At 41.2% G+C, this 21,600-nt stretch carries 18 protein-coding genes and 1 pseudogene; 6 read left to right on the plus strand and 13 right to left on the minus strand.

Annotated elements, in window-relative coordinates:
• Positions 1–38: 38 nt before the first annotated feature.
• The 6 genes from M472_RS39855 to M472_RS39880 all read right to left on the minus strand — a co-directional run bounded on the left by M472_RS39855 (position 39) and on the right by M472_RS39880 (position 8,994).
• A complete protein-coding gene (locus M472_RS39855; protein ID WP_021071608.1) occupies positions 39–2,588 on the minus strand; it encodes a family 20 glycosylhydrolase in 2,550 nt (849 codons plus the stop codon).
• Between the two features lie 24 nt (positions 2,589–2,612).
• Positions 2,613–4,151: a beta-N-acetylhexosaminidase gene (locus tag M472_RS39860; RefSeq protein WP_021071609.1), complete on the minus strand. Its 1,539-nt coding sequence runs from the start codon at positions 4,149–4,151 to the stop codon at positions 2,613–2,615.
• A 52-nt stretch (positions 4,152–4,203) separates the two neighbouring features.
• The gene (gene nagA / locus M472_RS39865; protein ID WP_021071610.1) at positions 4,204–5,400 is read right to left on the minus strand and encodes an N-acetylglucosamine-6-phosphate deacetylase; all 1,197 of its coding nucleotides are present in this window, start codon (positions 5,398–5,400) and stop codon (positions 4,204–4,206) included.
• Positions 5,401–5,665: 265 nt separating this feature from the next.
• The gene (locus M472_RS39870; protein WP_021071611.1) at positions 5,666–6,886 is read right to left on the minus strand and encodes a TCR/Tet family MFS transporter; all 1,221 of its coding nucleotides are present in this window, start codon (positions 6,884–6,886) and stop codon (positions 5,666–5,668) included.
• Positions 6,887–7,205: 319 nt separating this feature from the next.
• Positions 7,206–8,081, minus strand: coding sequence for an ATP-grasp domain-containing protein (locus tag M472_RS39875; protein ID WP_021071612.1), 876 nt, complete (start codon positions 8,079–8,081; stop codon positions 7,206–7,208).
• Positions 8,082–8,103: 22 nt separating this feature from the next.
• On the minus strand, positions 8,104–8,994 hold the full coding sequence (locus M472_RS39880; protein WP_051146154.1) for a DMT family transporter: 891 nt from the start codon (positions 8,992–8,994) through the stop codon (positions 8,104–8,106).
• Between the two features lie 95 nt (positions 8,995–9,089).
• Between M472_RS39880 and M472_RS39885 the strand changes: the two genes are divergently transcribed.
• Positions 9,090–10,526: an aminotransferase-like domain-containing protein gene (locus tag M472_RS39885; protein WP_021071614.1), complete on the plus strand. Its 1,437-nt coding sequence runs from the start codon at positions 9,090–9,092 to the stop codon at positions 10,524–10,526.
• Here M472_RS39885 and M472_RS39890 read toward each other — a convergent pair.
• On the minus strand, positions 10,510–11,703 hold the full coding sequence (locus M472_RS39890; RefSeq protein ID WP_021071615.1) for a CynX/NimT family MFS transporter: 1,194 nt from the start codon (positions 11,701–11,703) through the stop codon (positions 10,510–10,512). The two genes, M472_RS39885 and M472_RS39890, sit on opposite strands and share 17 nt — an antisense overlap.
• A gap of 119 nt (positions 11,704–11,822) precedes the next feature.
• On the opposite strand from M472_RS39890, the gene M472_RS39895 reads away from it, so the two are divergent.
• Complete coding sequence (locus M472_RS39895; protein WP_021071616.1) at positions 11,823–12,596, plus strand: helix-turn-helix transcriptional regulator; 774 nt, start codon at positions 11,823–11,825, stop codon at positions 12,594–12,596.
• A 444-nt stretch (positions 12,597–13,040) separates the two neighbouring features.
• Here M472_RS39895 and M472_RS45025 read toward each other — a convergent pair.
• Positions 13,041–13,223 (minus strand): annotated as a pseudogene (locus M472_RS45025) (CatA-like O-acetyltransferase); the annotation flags it as partial.
• 200 nt (positions 13,224–13,423) lie between these two features.
• Here M472_RS45025 and M472_RS39900 point away from each other — a divergent pair.
• The 4 genes from M472_RS39900 (at position 13,424) to M472_RS39910 (ending at position 16,077) form a co-directional block, all read left to right on the plus strand.
• Entirely contained in the window at positions 13,424–13,651 is a 228-nt protein-coding gene (locus M472_RS39900; RefSeq protein WP_021071617.1) for a DUF6965 family protein, read from the plus strand.
• Positions 13,652–13,773: 122 nt separating this feature from the next.
• On the plus strand, positions 13,774–14,628 hold the full coding sequence (locus M472_RS44660; protein ID WP_021071618.1) for a hypothetical protein: 855 nt from the start codon (positions 13,774–13,776) through the stop codon (positions 14,626–14,628).
• A 55-nt stretch (positions 14,629–14,683) separates the two neighbouring features.
• Positions 14,684–15,382: a porin family protein gene (locus M472_RS39905; RefSeq protein WP_144062765.1), complete on the plus strand. Its 699-nt coding sequence runs from the start codon at positions 14,684–14,686 to the stop codon at positions 15,380–15,382.
• Positions 15,383–15,387: 5 nt separating this feature from the next.
• Positions 15,388–16,077 carry an outer membrane beta-barrel protein gene (locus M472_RS39910; protein WP_021071620.1) on the plus strand — a complete coding sequence of 230 codons (690 nt, stop codon included), beginning with the start codon at positions 15,388–15,390 and terminating at the stop codon, positions 16,075–16,077.
• A gap of 7 nt (positions 16,078–16,084) precedes the next feature.
• Here M472_RS39910 and M472_RS39915 read toward each other — a convergent pair whose 3' ends face one another.
• The 5 genes from M472_RS39915 to M472_RS39935 all read right to left on the minus strand — a co-directional run bounded on the left by M472_RS39915 (position 16,085) and on the right by M472_RS39935 (position 21,531).
• Positions 16,085–17,323, minus strand: coding sequence for a TolC family protein (locus tag M472_RS39915; RefSeq protein WP_158499930.1), 1,239 nt, complete (start codon positions 17,321–17,323; stop codon positions 16,085–16,087).
• A gap of 31 nt (positions 17,324–17,354) precedes the next feature.
• Complete coding sequence (locus M472_RS39920) at positions 17,355–18,488, minus strand: ABC transporter permease (protein WP_021071622.1); 1,134 nt, start codon at positions 18,486–18,488, stop codon at positions 17,355–17,357.
• Positions 18,488–19,444 (minus strand): HlyD family secretion protein, encoded by a 957-nt coding sequence (locus tag M472_RS39925; RefSeq protein WP_021071623.1) that lies wholly within the window; start codon positions 19,442–19,444, stop codon positions 18,488–18,490. The genes M472_RS39920 and M472_RS39925 overlap by 1 nt, the downstream gene beginning before the upstream one ends.
• Positions 19,425–20,126 (minus strand): ABC transporter ATP-binding protein, encoded by a 702-nt coding sequence (locus tag M472_RS39930; protein WP_021071624.1) that lies wholly within the window; start codon positions 20,124–20,126, stop codon positions 19,425–19,427. The genes M472_RS39925 and M472_RS39930 overlap by 20 nt, the downstream gene beginning before the upstream one ends.
• 145 nt (positions 20,127–20,271) lie before the next feature.
• Entirely contained in the window at positions 20,272–21,531 is a 1,260-nt protein-coding gene (locus tag M472_RS39935) for a hypothetical protein (protein ID WP_021071625.1), read from the minus strand.
• Between the last annotated feature and the right edge of the window lie 69 nt (positions 21,532–21,600).

Here is a 21,600-nt window from a genome sequence, read left to right on the forward strand (position 1 = left end):
AATATTAATACGGTCAATCGATGAGAAATATCGATACATTAATTCCTATCTAAACTAACTGGAAGACTAGAATCCCCTTCACTGTTGAATGCTCGAAATACCAATCCTTTTTTATAAACAATAGGTCCCTTATACAAGGCGCTTGTTACAGTCGGGATTGCCCCATCCTCCGTGTAACGCACATCAAACCCAGGGAGCTCCATATTAACATGAACCTGGTTTTGTAACACCTTAACACCCGGTGTCGGAATCCGATAAGAAACCCCACCGTGCAAATAAGACAACCGTTGCAGTTCACGTTGACCTACAACAGCAAAAAAATGCTTTAAAGACTTTTGATATTCGGTGGAATCAGCACCTTCCTCCCACTTACCCGGAGCAGCCCAGGCACGTTCACAAAAAGCCAAAAGTCTTGGAAATAACATTTGTTCCATTTGAGTTTCGGACTTAATAGTCTCTGACCAAAGGAGCGCCTGTAATCCAACAATATTCTCCCTTCCTTTTGGAGAAAGTTTTTCAGCCCCTGTTAATATTTTAGCAGACAATGGCCGCCCCAACCAATCCTCTTGCTGGTTCAGTAGATAGTCATAAGGAATAAAGCTAAAAGGCTTCTCCAGGTCTATAAACCCGCCCCAATAAAAACCCTGCTCTCTAAAACTCTTGTAATAAGCCATATCCAAGTAAAAATTACTAACAAAGGAAAGCTTAACTTTATAGCCTGCATTAGCCAAACGATAGGCAAGATCTTCGTTTCCACCAAGGTTATTCCAGACGTTGAGATAGACACCACTATCCTGTAGGCCTTCAAAAGGAATCCATTTCTTCTTGCCATCAACCATCACTTTTTGCATCCCGACTTCTTCCCATCCAGAAAGGTGAAGTCCTCGTTTAGCTAACATATTATACAAAATATCGAAATGTCGGATCCACAAATCATTGGTTTCCTTAATACTGCTATCTTCCTTTTTAAACTTAGCAAAAGCGGGCGAATGCTCCCATACCCCATTAGGCACTTCATCTCCTCCAAAATGGATTGTCTCCAATGAAACTCCAGCCTCTTGGTACATGGCAACAATATCATCAGTCACCTGCTCCAAAAAGGTATAAACCGAAGGCAGTGATACATCCATAACATTGTCATTCCATTTTTGAACAGATCTATAAACTGAGGAATCACCAGGTGACTGCAACAAATATTTGACTGCTCCGGCATGATCTCCCTGTGCTACGAGTCTTCGATAGCGCACATTCATCGCTTGGATAGCTGCGCGGGCATGTCCAGGAGTTTCCACTTCAGGTATCACCTGAATATGCCGTTTTTGAGCATATTTCAGTATTTCTATAAAATCATCCTTACTGTAGTAACCGCTAGCACGAGGGTTGTCAAGGAATGGACCGGAACCATAAGACGGTGGCAACCAATCGTTATCTTTACCATTCTCCCAATGTCCCCTGCGCGCACCAATTTCTGTCAATTCAGGAATAGACGGAATCTCCAGACGCCAACCTTCATCATCATTCAAATGAAAATGTAAGGTATTTAACTTATAGAGTGCCATTAAATCCAGCATCTTTATAATTTGTTCCTTCGATTGGAAATTACGCGCTACATCGAGCATTAAGCTACGGCTGCCAAAGCGAGGTTCATCCACTATTTTACCTGTCGGTAGAGTTATTGGTTTTACATTCTTAGCATGATAGAATTGTGGGTCGATCAATAGTTTGAGCGACTGAATAGCGTAGAAAATCCCTGCCCCTGCCGATGCCGAAAGACGAATCTCATTCTTCGTTATCTCTAAATTATAGGCTTCTTTTGCTAACGATTTATCTTCTACTAATTGAATTCCTCCCTTTGCTTTGCTTCCCGCCGAACCCGTACGGCTTGACAGATGAAACAATTCCTTTAACTCGGATGCCAACAATTCTCCTTCCGTACGGAACACAGGATCGTAGTATAAAGCAACATCATCCCGTAACACATAATTACCTTTCCCCAGCTGAGAAGAAACAGGAGTGGGCAGAATCATACCAGAAGTATTTATTGCAGCATTTTGGTAGCGCAAATTCTTATCATATATCTTCTTCGCATCCATCTCAGCATCACCACCTACTCTGTAGAATGGTTTCTCTTCAGGCGGAAGAAGGGTATTTACTGCTTTTAAGGGCTGCATCTGTCCCCCGCCCCAATCAAGGTAAAATCCTTGTGGAGCATCGTTATAATTGACAACCCATGATTTAGAAATCAACGTATATTTCACGGAGTCTCCTGGCATCAGTACACTTCCATTACGATTCGGTTGGAAATAGAAATAGTCTCCATTAATATGATGTACATCCAATGGCTGTAACGAATCTACAGGCTCGGCTAGTCGAATAAAATTAAAATATAATTTCCATCCTTCCCAAGGAAAAGGCTTTTCCCCTTCATTTTTAATGATCAGTTCAGAAAGAGCCTGTTCCTTCCCGTCATAATTGTTCAACAAGGGCTGCCAACTCACCGCCAGTGGAGCTTCCTCTTGGGACTGTGCTTTACTATTATTAAACTGCCCTATAAGACAGCATGTGATTAACAATAACCTTAACTTCATTTTTACTCTCCCTATATTTCTTTTCTATTGTTTACCTAAACGATCAAGGCGCGCCTCTAACAGTTGTATCTTACTATTACGCAGTTCATTTTCCTGCTCAATCTCGGCAGTATACATCCAATCTCTATTTAACTTCTCGAATTCTTTGTTCCAGTTTTTTCGACGCAACTCTCTCAGAGTCTTCATCATTCCCGGAAGCTCATCCTTATTAAAATCGGGCGCATTCAACCGCATTTCAATCTCCATATATTTCAGATACCGCCATCTTATTTGTGACATCAAAACATAATGTGCATATTCTGTTTTATGCTGCTTGGGCCTGAGAGCCTCGAACTCCTTAAGCACCCATTCGGCGCTATCCTTCATTGTAGTAACGGACACAGATTGTGAACTGATCGTACCTTGATTAATCTCATAAGGATTAGCTTTAAGAGCATTCCAGAAACGTCTTGACTCGTCAGAACTAAAACCATAACGATTCGCAGCATATGCGGACACAAAAGCAGTTATATCCAAAGCTTCATCGGACTTCAATGATTCGAAATACGCTTCGATTAATATGTTGAATCCGGCAAGAGGATACACTCTCCGAACTGGATATAATTCTATGATATCCTTTGGACTTTCCCACGCAGTACCGTAAAGACCAGACGTAGACCAGGATGTCATGATCATCCCCTTGTATCCAAACTGTCTTGCTAACGGAACAAAATCATGGATATTTTTAAAATGTTTTTCCCATTGCGTCAAAAAATAATTATCAGGATGACTGCGTAATGAGGGTGCCCCCCAGATCTCAAACCCCGCATTCAATAAATTACTGTGCTTACCGAACATATCGATATCCCATCCATAGTTCCAGTCAATAAAGACCGCTTCTTCTGGCAAGCCCTCTAATGCATCCGGATATTTCATAGCAATATCAGCCCACAGAACTGGTCTCTTGCCCAAGCTGACGACGATATCGCACAACAACTTAATATAGTCGCCATAAAGACGTCCCTTACCTACGGCAGCGACTTTTGCCTGAGACTCTTTAGAATGCCCCAATAGATAAGTTTCGTCCCCTCCTATATGAATATAGTCGGATTGATGTGTACTGATCATATCTTTATAGAGATCAGTAAAAAGTTCTTTAGCAAGCTCCTCCCGTAATGGATTTATCTGCGAATAGTCTTTCTGATCCTCACGTAAATCTTTATAGCGATAGTGCCTTAAAATATACTCGACATGCCCAAAGCTCTGTTGTAGCGGAATCACATCGATACCTAGATCTTCACAGTATTGAACAAATTCTTTGACCTCATCCCTTGTATAGGCAAACTGGTTCGGGATTAGGTGATGATTTTCAAACGGATATGTAGCTTCCCATTCCATGATTAATGTATTCACTCCCCCATCGTGCAATTGTTTTGCAAACTTCTTCAGGGCGGGCATCTTCATAACCTGTACCCGAAGGTCCAAGTGAAATCCACGAACTGCAAATTCCTGTGCAACCAAGTGTTGTAGTGAAGATAAATGGATCAACACCAACACGAAAGCCACTATTACATATTTCCTCATAATCACAATATTTTAAAATCTATTATTCTGGGTGTTATTTAATTATTTGTTATTAGTTTTCCTCCCTAGCTATGTACCTCACATCTCCCTCAACAATGGTCATATAAACCTGGATATCGGAATCAAATACAACTACATCAGCATCTTTATGCCGTGCCAAGCTTCCCTTGGTACTGTCTACCCCCATTATTCGGGCTGGAGTCTCGGTCATCATACGTACCGCTTCGACCAAAGAGATATCTGCCAATTGCATATAATTCCGAACCAACCTATTGGCAGTGGACACACTGCCCGCAAAAGCAGATCTATCTGGTAATTTAGCAACCCCCTCTTCAATGAGTACCTGCAGGCCGTCTTCCTGTCTTCCGAGTACACTTAACCCCTCAGGCATGGCTGCGCCCCGCATCGCATCAGTAACCAAGGCGATACGCTCCGCACCTTTAATTTTGTATATCAATTTCATTAATGGTGCCGGCACATGAATACCATCAGCAATAATCTCTACATCCATCCCATCTAAGTAGTACCCTGCCTCTATAGCTCCTGCATAACGCTTAGCATCTTTACGAATAATGGTCGACATTGCAGAATAAAAATGGGTTGCTAATCGGAAACCGGCATCATAACCGGCTACGACCTCATCAAACAGTGCATCTGTATGAGCAATCGCTGGAAGGATACCACGTTCTTTCAAATAGCCCCCAAATTCCAAGGCTCCTGGCAATTCTGGTGCTGCACTCCAACGCACGATATCATCGGAATACGCCAAAATACGACGGTATTCTTCTACATCAGGATCACGTATATATTTTGGATCCTGTGCTCCCCGTTGAGCCATCGCCAAATAAGGACCTTCTAAATGCATCCCCAACCAGGCCGACCCTTTTTTATTTTGAGGAAACGCTTCTTTATAGACGTCGAGCACGGTGTAGATATGCTCTCCCTCGGCGGTAAGCGTCGTTGGACACAAGGCCGTCGTACCAAAACGTACATGCGTTTCGGAGACCCCTAAAAAAGCCGCTACAGTTCCGTCCATAAAATCAAAACCACCACCACCATGCACATGTATGTCAATAAAGCCAGGTGAAATATATCTTCCTTTTACATCAATACGTTCTACATGCGATCCTACATCCAGTTTTCCCTGACCAATTTGAATAATCTTTTTATCCTCTATATACAGATATCCATTTTCAAGGATTTGGTGCGGAAAAATAAGAACACCATTTTCTAACAACAACTTGCCCATCTATCTAAAATTTACTCGTAACACAATCGTTTACGTACACAATGATATAAAAAACATTATCAAAGACAAAATAGCCGGTCTATTTTAATCTTTAAACTCTCAAAAAACACCTCCATAAAATATTGTAATCTCTATAAAAAAGACTGATCGAGACACATAATCATAGATTTATTGGCAACAGGCGATACTGTGTACCAATAGTGCTACACAACTAAACAAAATTATAATGAAAAAAGAAGCTACGGTCCTCAGCTTAGCCTTAGCGCTACACGCTCTTATTTCGTTGAAATGCTATATATACGATCACAACACTAATCGCCATCAATACAAAACCTAGAAAAAAGGGCGCTCCTGAAAACTGAAATGGCGCCTCCTCGTGCGTAAAGTAATAAAATAGATTCGTCATCAAGGGTGGCCCAACTATCGAGGTCGCACTTATTAAGCTTGTAAGGGCTCCTTGAAGCGCTCCTTGCTCATTGGATGGTACATTTCTCGAAATCACGGATTGAAGGGCAGGCCCACATATACCGCCAAGACAGTAAGGAACGAGAAACACAAACATCATCCAGCCTTGATTTGCAAAAGCGAATAGCAATAAACCAAGTGCATAGAAAATCAATCCATAGTAGATGTTTTTTTCTTCTCCAAATTTTGGCGTGGTCCAACGGATCAATATTCCTTGCACCAGTCCCACGACCAAACCAAGTACTCCCAGTGATATTCCCACCATCTTTTCGGTCCATCCAAACTCATACATAGTAAAAAAACTCCAGTTACTCTGCACAGCATGTGCTCCTATATTGACTAAAATCAATGCTACAATCAGACCTGATATTTCTGGATGCTTTCCCAAAAACTTAAATGAACCAATGGGATTGGCCCTCTTCCAACTGAACTCACGTCGCCTATCTTTACTGAGACTCTCTGGCAGGATAAAATAACCGTATATAAAGTTGAGTATACATAGTACTGCTGCTGCGTAAAAAGGCACTCGTGCTCCATATTCTCCCAGTATTCCACCAATGACTGGACCGATAATAAAGCCTAATCCAAATGCAGCACCAATCATCCCGAAATTCTTTGCTCGGTCCTCATCTGTGGATATATCCGCAATGTAAGCACTGGCAGTTGAAATACTAGCTCCTGTCAACCCCGCTATAATCCGACCGACAAACAGCCAAGAGATAGTAGGTGCTAACGCCAAAAAAATATAATCGACTCCAAAAGCGAAAAGTGAGATTAATATAATCGGACGTCTTCCATATTTATCACTCAGATTACCTACCACAGGGGAAAACAAAAACTGTGTCGATGCATAGGCAAAGCCCAACCAACCGCCATACTTAGCAGCCTCGCTGATATCACTATGTATCAGCTCTTCGATCAGCTTAGGGACTACGGGGATAATAATCCCCCATCCGGTAATATCGATCAATAAGGTAATGAATATAAAGCCTATAGCAGCTTTTTTTGTTGATTTCTTCATCTTCTAAAAATACAATCAATGTAACTAAGCAGGATCTTTCATTACTCATGTATTTCCGGCCACAGAATTAAAAAGGTCACTAATCTAAGCAAATCGCTTGATAAAAGAAGAACCAAAATGATAAAATATAAAAAAACAGCTTTAAAAAGCTCCGGCTGTCAAAATACGTATCAACAACCGGAACCGAGGAAATTGTAAAACAGGTTATTTCCGGAAATCGGGAATAACCCAAAATTATAGACAATACAAAACTAGCCCGTCAGTATTAAAAAAAATGTCACATATGAAAGCAAAACAAACACATTTCAAATATGAATTACTATTTCTGAACGACAAAAGCCAACAGTGCATCATAATAATTTTGCATAAGCGACTCCTCCCCATTGAAGAACAGATAAGGCTCTATCAATTCGAGTTCCATCAATCGGAATTCTCCATTTACGATCACACCGTCCACACGAGCATATAAGATCTGTTGCTCTAGATCATCGATGTATCTTTTTGCTTCCGCGATATGTATAGGATCGGGAGTCGGATAGCTAATGTGACCGCCATGATAGTGCTGTACCCTAAAATCTCCGGACTTAGGGGTTTTCAAAACACAATGGCTATATGCACCATTGAAAAACAAGAAAGACCATTCGCCCGCTTTAATTTCGTCCACGAAGGGTTGTGCTATAATATCGTCTTTGTTCAACAACAGATCAATACCATCACGGCAATGCTCATAATTTGAGCGATCGATCACTATAGTGTCCTGAGCCCCTGCACTTACACAGGGCTTTAGCACCAGTCGATCGCTACACAAGTCATCGAACAATTGTTCATTAAAGTTTTCTCCTTTCTGTAGGTATTTCGAAACAATGACTGGCAAGCCTCTTGATGCGATTTCCTGTAGATACTTTTTATGACTATTCCAACGAATCACCTCCACAGGATTCAGCACGCGAATCCCCATAGCCTCCAAAGAGTCCAACCACCCTAAAAAATCAGGTAAATGATTATGATAATCCCATGGCGATTTGATTACAACGACATTGAATGCAGCCCAATCGACTCCATGGTCATTCCAGACTGCTGTCACCACCTCCAAGCCCTTACTTTCAAGAAACAGCAACAAATCCGTATCCTCATCCCTGTCCACACCCTGCGCAAACTTTTCTTGTTTTTGATAACCTACTAATGCTATTCTCATGATATGATATGAATAAAAGTCCCTATTTAGCAAATCTTTTGGTCCCTATAACACACAGGATAACTCCCGCTGTCACCCCAAGCATCCCGATACTGACGGTTTCATGAAGTAACCATGCCGCCAACACCAACGCAAGAAAAGGTTGAAGCAATTGCAACTGCCCAACCGTAGCAATCCCACCTTGTGCCAGTCCATTGTACCAAAATATAAATCCCAGAAACATACTGAATAAAGCCACGTATGCCAAACTCCCCCAGGCCGCAATGCTGATTCCTTCAAAAGAAGCAGGCGTATAGATAAAAAATAATGGCAACATAACTGGAAGCGAAATAACAAGTGCCCAAGAAATAACTTGCCAACCCCCTAGGGATTTTGTCAACTTGCCCCCCTCTGCATAACCAAGCCCACAAAGAACAATTGCACCTAACATCAACAGTGTGCCTATAGGCGATGTTGTGCCACCTTGGGCGATTGCATAGCCTACAACAAGAAGACTGCCAATAGCAGAGAACATCCAAAATATTGGCTTAGGCCGTTCGCCTCCGCGGACAATCGCAAATACAGCTGTAGACACGGGTAACACCCCTAAAAAAACAATAGAGTATGCAGAAGTGATGTGTTGTAATGCCAAAGCGCTCAACAACGGAAATCCGAAAACGACTCCCAATGCAACAATAATCAAAGAACGGAACTGCTCTTTCGACGGTCTCTTCTCTTTGAACACCAATAACGCTACTAGAGCTAATATACCTGCAATAGTAGCCCGTGCAAGGGTGACAAACATAGGGTCAAATTCTAACACAGCGCAACGTGTTGCAGGCAACGATCCGCTAAATAGCACCACTCCGATTAAGCCGTTTATCCAGCCCTGCATCGCTTTACTTTTTACTTTATCTATATATAATTCTGCCATACTCATTTGCTTTGTCACAAAGCTCGACATTCAAGACCAACAAACACAGTCACAGTTTTTGATATTCAAGTAGACACAGTTATATTTGGAGCTATATGAAAAAGAACTTCCTCTACCTCGAAATAGCAGGCAACATTGCCGACAAAATAAAATCAGGCACACTTAGACCCGGAGACAAACTTCCTTCAGTAAGAATGTTAAGCAGTCAGCATGGCATCAGTATCAATACCGCCAAACGTGTCTTTATTGAACTAGAAAGCCAATATCTTATACAATCCCGACCACAGTCGGGGTATTTCGTCAATTCTCTGCAGCAGTTTAGGCTCCCCCTGCCTGAAGTAAGCACACCTATTCCATTCGCAAAGAATAAGGCTCCTGAGGAACTGATGAATGATGTCTACGCTACTATGGGCCGAGATGACCTGACCTTATTTTCTATAGGTGTACCTTCGGGAAACCTGTTGCCTCTGGCAAAATTAAAAAAAGAAACTATCCTCGCTACACGAGCACTAAAAGAGGGAGGTACAGAATACGAACCCCTGCAAGGCAATGTAAAACTACGCCGCATGATAGCGGCCCGATCACTGGTCTGGGAAGGTAATCTTAAAGAAACCGATATCATCACGACCAACGGCTGTATGAATGCAATAGCACTTTGTCTGATGGCCTTAACGAGCCCTGGAGATACTATTGCTCTAGAAAGCCCATGCTATCCAGGAACGCTTCAACTCGCTGCCAGTCTTGGGCTCCAAGTCTTGGAAATAGCTACGCATCCTTTATACGGGATCGATATCGACACATTAGAAACGCTATTACCACAAATAAATATCTGTCTACTAGTACCCAACTACAATACCCCATTGGGATATTGTATGCCAGATTCCCATAAACAAAAGGTGGTAAAATTGCTAGCTGCACATAACATACCACTTATTGAAGATGACACCTATGGCGATCTCCATTTCGAGGCACAGCGTCCAAGATGCTGTAAATCATTTGATAAAGAGGGCAATGTGCTCTGGTGCAGCTCTGTATCCAAAACATTAGCCCCTGGATATCGTGTCGGATGGGTCGCTCCTGGAAAATACAAAGAGAAGCTCCTAAAGCTTAAATTAGTACACGCCATCTCCTCACCAACGATCGTCAATGAAGCTGTCGGAAACTTTTTGATGACAGGGAGATACGAAAACCACCTCCGACAATTGCGAAGGGCTCTCCACGAAAACTACCTCCGCTATACATTAGCTATTTCAGAGTTTTTCCCCGAGGGCACAAAGGTTAGTCGACCGCAAGGGGGCCTTACACTTTGGGTAGAACTTCCTGGCGCCACAGATACGCAAGTCTTATACCATTATGCATTGAAAAAAGGAATAAGTATATCCCCAGGAAGGATATTCACCCTACAGGATCAATTTCACAACTGCCTCCGTCTTTGTATTGGTCTCCCTTGGACAGAACAACTTCGATTAAGCCTCAAGCAGATTGGTAGTCTCGCCAAGAGTATACAACAACAGCCTAGTGTTCTTCAATAAAACGCGGCTTGGCTGCCTCTCTGCCAAAGAAAACCATAATGATAATCATAAGCAACAGAAAATAAAACGAACTTTGCCACGAAACGTCCCAATCATGTAACAGCCCAAATATAGGAGGGCCAAATGCTGCTATCAGATAGCCTACCGATTGGGCCTTGCCCGATATCTTAATAGTACCCTCCATTGTCTTGCTTTTGAGTGAGAAAAACAATATGGAAAGGCTAAAGGCTAATCCACTAGATATGCCTATCATAACGGCAGCAGTATAAACAAACTGTGATTTTAGCAACATCAGCATCGTGATACCTCCAAACATCAGTACCCCCACTCCATAAATCATCCATTTTTGATCTTTCAACCGTGTAGCTATTATAGGACTGATAAACAAAACGGGCAACATGGCCAATTGAATAATCAACAGGACAATGCCTGTTTGCTCTTTGGCCATCCCATAATCAATCAACACGACAGGGAGCAGAGCGACCAAACAGTAATAGACAAGAGACTGTATCCCCATGAATATACTGATATACCAGGCCTGTCTGGAGCGGAACACATTAAAATTCTGCGGGGACTCCCTAACAACATGCACCTTCTCTGTCTTATTTTTACTCCCTAAAAAGGCTTCTATAACAACCGCCAACAAAGCCAATAATACCCAAAACATCCATATTCCAAGGGAACCTCTCCATCCCATTTCACTCCACTCACCTATGCCTATACTTAATCCAGAAGCTAATGCTGCTATAAAATTCATCCCTACCGAAAATATTCCCGTCATCACACCGATCCTATCAGGAAAAAACGTCTTGATATAAGCAGGAGTAGTTACATTACCAATACAGATCCCCAAGCCAATAAGGAAAGACCCAATGAATAGTGTAGCCATATTGCCATAGACCCTAACGTAGAGACCGGCCAACAATAGTATAAGCGAGAAAATCAAACTATAGTGAATATTGAACCGCACAGCAATTTTACTGACGAGTACAGAACAACTCGCAAATACGATTAATGGGATTGATGTTAACAGACTGCCCTCAATATTATTGAGTTGCAATGCGGCTATTATCTCCGTTAATACTGGACTAACCGCTGTAATTGGAGCTCGTAGACCTCCCCCTATCAGTATAATTACTGCTATACTAAGTGATAGTAAACCTATGTTATGTTTCATTCGCATATCTAATTTTGTGCCCGCCTATTAATCATTAAGCCAGGGAAAGCAAAATTACCAATGACATTTTTATTAACTTTGCCAAAAAGTATATCTAAAACGACAAGATTGATTACGATTTGACAAAGAACTGGAAAGCACTCGGGGTCGATGCTATACCCATTGACGCTTATGTCTGGTACGAAGGTAATTGGGAGCATGACAAATATAAGCATAGCCACCTAAGGTACCAACTCACCTATGTGGAGGATGGTTATCAGTATTTCCATATTGGCAAGAATGTATATTTAGTTCCGCAAAATCACGTTATTTGGATCCCTTCTGAAAAAGAGCATCGTACCACATCTGATGCCCAAACTGTGAACTTAATGCTAATACTGTTCAAAACGGTACCTAAGGATTCATTCTACGAAGATGTACATGTATTTCCAGCACCGGCTGTACTCAAAGAAATGCTTCACTATGCTAGAAAATGGAATCAACTCCTACTTCAAGACCAAGAACATACGTCTTTCTTAAATGCATTACTACACAGTCTCCCTCATTTCTGCCAAGAAAACGACTTTTTACAAATCCCTGTTCCTAGCGATAGCAGGTTAGCCCCTGTATGTGCGTATATTAATATAAATTACAAGTACAATTACGATATAACAATACTAGCAGATCTAGCAACGATGTCAATCCGTAGCTTGCAACGAATCTTTAAACAAGAGACTGGTATTACTATCCAAAAGTACACCCAATTGATCCGCATACTAAAAAGCGTTGAACTTATTGACACCAAACAATATACCCTTAGCCAAATAGCTTTGATGGTCGGATACAAAAGCCTTTCAGCATTTACGGCCTCCTATCGAGAGATCATGCAGAGCAAACCCAAAATAAAAAGATGATTTCCAAACCGGGGATACAACAATACTCAAAACTGTAAACGCTATAATGACAGAAGCCGCTATCTGTTCGAAAGCGACTTCTATACCTCCCCAAGTTGAGTTTTAGAATAGCATACCTATTCTGGCAGTGTATTCCTCTACTTTGTTGACGTCATGCATACTACCGCAAATACGCACCGGCCATAAAGCATCCTCATAAAAAATTAAATTAAATCTCAGTTTAACAGTTCTTCATAGCAATCTCTTTTAGATAGACTAACTACAATAACAGAACATCTATCTAATGAAATTGTTTTCACTTTTTTAAATTTATTTTTAACTATTATTATTTTACATTTTCTCAGCAGGGATTTCTCCATGAGCCATCCAAAACAATGTATTGCAATAAAAAAGTGCACTCCGTTTGAAGTGCACTCCTGATTACAACCAGCTTCCTGAGATCCTTTAAATACGGTGTATACTGTCACAGTACTCCTGAAGGGATTGAATAAATTTTGCGACATGAATCCCGTCACATACCGCATGATGCACCTGTATAGCCAAAGGCAATAACACTTCTGCCCCTGCTTGTTTGTATTTCCCCATAGTAAAACTTGGCGAGAAATAATCCGTAAAGTCAGCTCTGTTTTTTTAAATTCACCCTGTAGTTAATGTTATGATTGACGTCAACAGCAAGACTTAACACTGTTTCTAGCTGACGCACTAAGGTAACATTTATTTCACCTCAACATTAACTTTATATTATCTAGATCGCTTTTTTCTTACAAACAAGATACTTTACATGTGCTTCCTTTTTTCAATTCAAAAAGGAAACAATATCTTTGGGCATGAGTATAGATGAGTTAAAAGAAGCGTTATTAAATAAGGAATATCCAGAGCGCGTAAAGATCAGTAGCGACCAGGTAGTAGTTGATGTTCAAAAATTTCTAGAGATTCAGTTTCTCGAATGTGAATTATGGAAAAAAAAAGATATCACTAAATGTCCTGGCCATCTAAGATTGGTTAAGTTCTATCAAGCTACAAATCCAACTAACCAGAATACGGAACAGGCATAGTGCTAGACTTCACAATAAAGCATACCTTACTACACAGGAATGCTTTATTGTACAACAGCTATCTCCCCCGATCAAACGGCATAATATTTGTCATTAGCTGCTAAACCAAGCATGTTAGAGTTTTGATCAATAAAAATATATTACTCGTCCTTTTTATAATTAGTTGTTCGTTTTTTGTCTCTTGCATATCGAGACTGTCTCGCCCTGCTATAACAGGTTATATATACGACTATGACAACTCGCCTATAGTCGATTGTAGTGTAGGTGAAACCAAGACCGACGCTCAGGGAAAGTTCTATTTGGAGGAGCGTCGTACAAATCGCTTTCTGCTGACCGAAATGTTGACCCTAGAAGCGCCCCCCGTCTTCTTCACGCTAGACATCAACAAAGAAGGTTATCTTCCCTATCATTTTGATTTTTTCCAAAGACATGGGGGTGGACGTCAAAAAGGAGCGACTGATGCGCTCGACACGATTTATATCAGACGTATCGACCAAGAAATAATACTCCAAGACTATATCTATGACCGTTGGATATTTTCTGCCAGCAAGAATCTAGACACCCTCTATGGCACGAATAAAAACTATAGATCAACCAATATAATCAACAGAGAATCAGATTTTCAAGACCATTACAATTGGGGATTGGTTTATAAGTACAAAAACAAATCTCCTATCGATAGCAGCTGGAGCGTCGAATCATACGACCTGGCAACCTCCTGCACGATCAATCTATCTCGGGATGGGTCTTATGAAGGTAAGAAAATAAAAACGTACCTTAATCCGTGGCGTCATCGAAAAGAATACGACAGAACCTATCGCGAGTCGTACCAGATCCCCAATGAGGAAAGCGACAGTAATGGCAAGTTTTCAGTATTGGGAAACACGTTGCACTTTGACAAAGCTTTAGTCGGTGTTCCGGTAACCTATCAGATCGATTCCATAGATAGAGATATCCTTATATTAATACAGAAATAGTTTTTTCTAAATAAGTTGAAAATAACTATCTTCGAGACAGTTATTAATCCAATTTATGAAAAAAGTATTTGCATTGCTATGCCTTCTTATGGGCTCGCTTATGATGTACGCCCAAGAGCGAAAATTTATATTTGAACTGGGTGGAGCATTCAACAAAACGACGTTAGAATCGTCCTCCCCTTTAGGGAAAAATGAAATCAAAAATCCCAGGCTCAACCTACAAACTGGGTATCGTTTATTTTCACGATCCTATCTGGGTATAAGTTATCAGTTTTTAACGGACATAGAAAAAAAAGCCGCTACCTCGACCTATCATCAGTATCACACTTCGTCCGCGAGCGAATCTACTGAAAGAACCAACGCCTACGGTATATTCTATCGTTTTTATATCTGGCCTCCTAGCACCAGCCGTTGGAATGCTTTTGCCGAAGTCAGTCCGAGTATACAATTTCATAGAAGCAAAACTTCGTTTAGTTCAGAAACGCGATATGGAGAAAACTTCTCCGAGATTGCTGCAGTCGAAAGATTAGAGGGCAGATCAGATAGAAAAGCGATCGATACCGACCTAAAGATCGGAGGCTCCTATAACGTTACGTCGTACCTCGCTGTACAATTATCACTTCGATCGATAGCAAATATACATGCTGACTTTTCGGATTCGCAAAAGCTGTTTGAAGAAAAAAACAATACCAGTTACCGCCTATTCGACTCACCATTAAAACACACTCACCTCTCTGTCCTCTTCACCTTATAACGAATATGAAAAATCATTACTTACTATTATTATTTGCACTATTATTAATCTCGGAAAAGAGTCAATCTCAACAAAAAAGACTAACACTGTCGACACACTTCGGAATGAACAAAGATGGAGATAGATCTGATGAGGCTAATATCAGTAGTAAAGCTATTGTCGGTACCCCACGGCTGTCTTATAGAATCAACAAAGTATGGGCTTTGGGCGTAATGTATCAATACAGCAGACACAAGTATGATGAAAACTATACATCACCCAACAGGACACCCCTGGAATCAGGTATAACCAACTCCACAACACACAACATCGATTACAATGAACTAAAACGATCCCAAAAGACAAACCAACAGGATGTGGGTGTTTTTATACAGTCTTACCTCTACGACAATGGCAGACTTGCTGCCTTTTTAGAATGGAGTGGAGCAAAGGGCTGGTCTAAAACGACCCTATATCTTCCGCAACACCTTAATGACGCAATACCTACTCAAGTGGAAACCAAGTATGATAGCTTCTCCTCAGGTCTTCACGCTGGAGTTCGCTACACTTTTTATAAGGGATTGGGGGCTGAATTCAGATTAAATGGATTAGCAGAGTATGTAAAAACAAGTAACAATGACGGCAATGCTAAAGAATTTCAGTTCCTAAATAATATATGGCAGAATTCTTCGATTGGTATAGCGTATCAATTCTAGGTATCTACTAGTCCAGTATAATCCGAATCAAATCATAGGAGGCTTGCCATTCGTCTCTTTTTGCTTCATTAACTTGGCTGATCGATTGGTTTAAATCAGAGAGCAACAGTCGTCCTTCTTTATAAATCAGATGCTGTTGTTCCCGTGCTTTTTCTGTTAGACCGACAATAACCTTGAGGCTAGCCAATTTTGACCTCGCTGTACTGATCTTTAATTCCCTTTGCTGCATACGTACACGGTCATTATTGGTTTCTTCTCGGAGTTTCAGCATGCTGATATCATACGCTGCGACCACCCTCTTTAGAGTCGGTTCTATGGTAAAAAAAGCGGACAAGGGCAGTCTAAGACTTAAGCTGACATAACTGCTGCCATACCACTCCTTGCCTCTATCCAACCGAAATTGATTGCTATAATATTGCTCTCCCAAGTAAGCATTGGCTTTGAAGGAGGGATACAAGCTCCTTTTTACCATTCTTTTTTCCAGTTCTTGGTTTTTCATTTCTAATCCTAATGAAATCAGATTAAGATTGTCTGTTTGATACGGATCAATAAAAGAAAGGATATCAGAAACACTTGAACTTAGAGTCTTAATGCTATCCAAATCCATATACTTCTCCATCTCTAGATCGGCATCACAAAGCACTGCCCAAGCTTCGTGTAGTTTTATACGTTTTCTTTCGAACTCTTGCTGAGCTATCAAATAACTAAAAGAATTGTCCCGACCTTCCTCATAGCGCGCCTTCGCTACCTCTAGGATCTCCCAATAGGTGACAGAGTCGGCTTGAGCTAATGCATATTGTTCGGTTGCCAATACGACGGCTGCGTAAGCCAATGTAGCACCACGCCTCCAATCTACCTGTTGTTGTTCCCGTTCCAACTCCGCCTTTCTTATGTTTAATGATTGCCGCTCTTCCTCCAAACTCTGACGAGGATCAAACACATCCCACTCTACTTGTACTCCAGCTTTCGAAGACCACTTCGTCGCAAACTTCAGTGGAATAATAGCACCATCTGTTGCATTCGGATCAAAGGCTATCGCTGGCACTGGAGTCGTGGGCACTATGAGGTTACGCTGCAGATTAGCATCGAAATAGAATACCGGTATACGATTTACCTTTAACTCTCGAAGTTGCTCCTTCTTAAGCCGAATTTCCAGACTGTGTTGAAGATGTGCAATAGCTTGCTCTTCTTGCTTCCAAAGTTCCTCAATACTCACCGACTGTCCCTGCACAAAGCAAGGAATCAAAATCAATACTATGTAATAAAAGACACGCATATCAAAAAACAGAAGCTGGTTCCAAACCACTAATCTTACGAACGGCAAACAATGAGCCTCCCACAGAAATCAATACTGTAATAACGAATAAAAACAATGAAAATCCTGCGGAAAGATCAATAATAAGTCCAGAATTACGAACGCCAAACTTAAATCCGATCAAAAGTAATAAGGCCAATACATAACCTATCACAGCATATAAAAAAGCTTGTAAAACAATCAATTTATTTACATAACCATTACTTGCACCGATTGCTTTAAGCGTACCGTAATCCCTAATACGATCCAAAGCTGAGGAATACAACGTAAGCCCAATAATAAAAAAACCACTAATCATAGCAAACAGCACCAACGTTCCAAAACTCATCCCCATATTCGAAGTTATCAAAATCTCTTTTACAGTAGATTTTTTCAGTTGCTGAGCATCCCAAGCTTGTAAGTTCGGAAATAACCGATGTATAGCTGTCTGCATATCAACTTTATCCGCATTGGAATTCAACTTGACAATAATAAGATGGATATCCGAAGGCGAGAGGTTAGCGAATGAACGTGCATTTTCCAATGTAGTATACATTAAGCTCGCACCGAAAGCTTGTGCCCCCTTTGTCAACACACCTATCTTAGCAGCCTTACCATTGATCTCTATGGGCTTGTCAATCGAAAGCTGGGTATTCCAACTTTTTTCACTATAGATTTCCGCGGATACGACATTAGGATTAATCAAAGAATGTATAGAACCTTCAGCTATCTTCTGGCTATCCGGTCCCATCACAAAATAAGGCGCCTCTGCTCCCACCAATGTAACACCAGCAGTCTTACCATCCAAGAAAGTCGCCTGAGCCGACGATAGCACGACGGGGTAGGCAACATCTACACCGTCCAAACTTCCTATTTGTTGTACAAGTCGCTGGTCTAATCGATTTACCGCATTAATATTCTTACTTTGTCCTTCGATAACCCACAGCTCATTATCCCCGACTGGAGCATTTCCAATAAGGTTTCCCATCAAGCCCATTAAAAAAAACAACAAGCCAAGCTGTTGCCCTATTAAAAAAATACTAATAACCACAGCAGTGATTATGCCGACACTTTTTGCCTTGTCATATTTAATAAATTTAAAAGCGACCTTTAGCATTACTTTACTTTTATCACGCAGTTTACTTTTGTGTTAATCACCAAGCCACTTTCTCCTGCTACTCGAATCTTGACACGACGGACGCGACGGTCTTGTGCCTCATTGGCGGTCTCATAAAAAATCGATTTATTGGAAAGCATTGGGCTTACATAAATTAATTCTCCTTTTACAGCAGCTGCTTGATCGACCATCGTATAGACGGAGACTTCCTGTCCCACGTGTACGCTATTGGCAAAAAGTTCATCCACCTCAGCTTCTATTATAGGATTACTGACGGTCACAATATGTCCCAACTTTTCATGTAAACCGACAGATTGCCCCAAATGGGCATCAAAATTGTCTATCACACCGTCACTGGTGGCGGTAATACGTAACTCTGCACGCTGCTTACCAGACCTTTTCACATTAACCCGTTGTTCATCCAATCCTACACGCTGTGCTTCTAATTGCTGTTGTAAAGCTTTTAAAGTGGCCCTTTGCTGAACCAAATTGGAGTAATCCGCAGCAAGCACTTCCTTAGTCTCGGCATCTCGATCTACCAAACGTTTGGATACTTCATATTTACGCGTTCGTTCTTCTAACACGAGAACAGCTTTAGTGATATCCTCTTCTGTAGCGCGCATGCCCAGCCTCAATCTTTCCAATTCCAACGCCGCTTGTTCTACGTCTAAGCTCGCTTGGGCCACATCCAATTGAAGCAGAACATCTCCTTTACGTACAAAATCTCCTTCGTTAACAAATACTTCCTCTATTTGTCCCGAAGCAGTACTTGATATCATTGCATCTGGCACCGAAGGGGTCACCTTACCTATCGCTTGAATATCCTTGACTTCTTTCAGTATTTCTCCACCACTTCTAGCAGACACGCTCTCTTTATTCTCTGAAGAGGAACAGCCATAGCTTAATAGCGCAACAAGCCCAACGAAAAACAGGGGTTTATTTATAATATTGTTCATTTTTCAATTCCTTAGATACAACGCCCTCTTCAACATAGACGGTATTGTCTGCGAATTTACGTAATCGCAGATCATGTGTCACAACAATTACAGCCTTCCCTGCCCTAGCCAGTTCTTTCAACTCATTCATAATAATTTCCGCAGTATAAGCATCCAGTGACGCCGTAGGTTCATCACAAAGTATCATCGAAGGATTTCCGACCAATGCACGTGCCACTGCTACCCGCTGCTTCTGTCCACCACTCAATTTTCGAGGAAGACTCATTAAGCGATCTTTCAGACCGACTTTTTCGAGCGCAACTTTCGCTTTATTTCGGGCCTTCGAAAGAGAGTCTCCCTGCAGGACCAGAGGGTGCATTACATTTTCTAATGCGTTAAGAGGTTCTATTAAATTAAACTGCTGAAATATGAATCCCACATCGTGCAAACGCAACTTCGCCAACTCCTTTTCTTTCAACTTGGTCACATCACGCCCCTGATAATATACACTTCCCTGTGTTGGATATATAATACACCCCAATATAGACAAAAGTGTAGTCTTACCACTCCCAGAAGGCCCCATAATCAATGTCAGCTTCCCAGCTTCGAAACTGATATCTGTTGTTGCCAAAGCTGTAATACTACTTTCTCCTGTATTATAGATTTTATTTACACCTACTAATTTGACAATCTCTCGTTGCATATTCTATAGCAGTCAATTTCGATAAAAAAAACCGTATAAAAGAAAATCATTTGAAATAGCGACCAACTTACTCCGTCTGTCTATATTCTATACCATAAAAAAAGGCTCGTAGTGTACGAGCCTTTTCTAACGATCATTGTTGTTTCTATTTCTCCCCTTCCTCCCTAAAAAGAACCTCTCCATCCATCGTCCATAACATTGTCCCCGATTCAGAATTTCTATTGTACACGCCCCCTCCATTAAAAGATGCCCCAAAAGGAGTGGCCGTATTTCCATTTATCTCATTATCATGCCAGCCCATTGTTCCCGCATTGCGGTTGAATATCCCACCTCCATAAGACAATGCAACGGAATTGGCATTATTATAACCTATAATATTAGCGGTCCATATCATCATACCTTCATTGACATTATAAACCCCTCCTCCATAGGCTAATGATGTCGATATCGCAATATTGTTTTCAATGACATTGTCCGTCCATATCATCGTGCCTCCCGAGGAATTATTATTGTAGACTCCTCCCCCGAACGCCGCAGCAGCTCCAGAATGACATGAGACCGTATTATGCATTATAGTATTATTAATCCATCGGATAACCCCATCCCCCTTACTCTCGCTATATACCCCTCCTCCATAAGCATAGGACGACGATGACGAAGCCATATTATTGACAATTTCCAGATTCTGAAATGTCAATACTCCACCTGTTGTCATATTATATACCCCACCACCATAAGCTCTAGAGAATGATTCACTACTTACCCTAATAAAAGTACCTGCATTTTCGCTTCCTCCCCCCATAATGGTAAAACCATCCAATAGCGTCTTCTCTCCCATATCCCCCACAGACATGATGATATGAAATGCATTTTCAGTTCTATTGGTAAGCGTCAAATACCTTCCATGCCCTTCACAATTATCATCCTCATTATAATCTCCGCTCAAAATACTAGCGCTGCCACCTTTCTCTTTCAACACCCGATCTTTCATGCCGGGGTCTCCAGAAGTTGGAAAACCTCCATACAATTGTACATTTTTCACTAAGAGAAAGACCCTATCCCTCAAATCTTCGGGCTCTGCGTTAAATTCCTTCCCATATTCAGGAGTATACATAGGTTTATATACTCCAGAGGCCACCCAGATCTGCAACGGGTTATCATCAGACCAAATATTTTTATCTTTGTTTTCGTACGCCCATTTCAGTGCATCCCCCAATTCTGGGATTGCATTATGCCAATCGGATCCACTTGCATTCCCCCCCTCTATACTTTGATTTACATAAAGTATATTATTGGTGGGTGAAAAACAAAGCAGTTTTCTCGCGTCCTGAAACTCATAAGCGCCGACATTGGCAACCTCCTTAAATACATAAGGGCTGCCACTCAAATCTTGAATTGCTTTCAAATCTGTTGTTACTATAATGGTATGCAGTGGTAATTTAGTGAGTTTTTAGCAATAAACCTATTTATTTGA

The organism is Sphingobacterium paucimobilis HER1398, from assembly GCF_000416985.1.
Lineage (GTDB): Bacteria > Bacteroidota > Bacteroidia > Sphingobacteriales > Sphingobacteriaceae > Sphingobacterium > Sphingobacterium paucimobilis.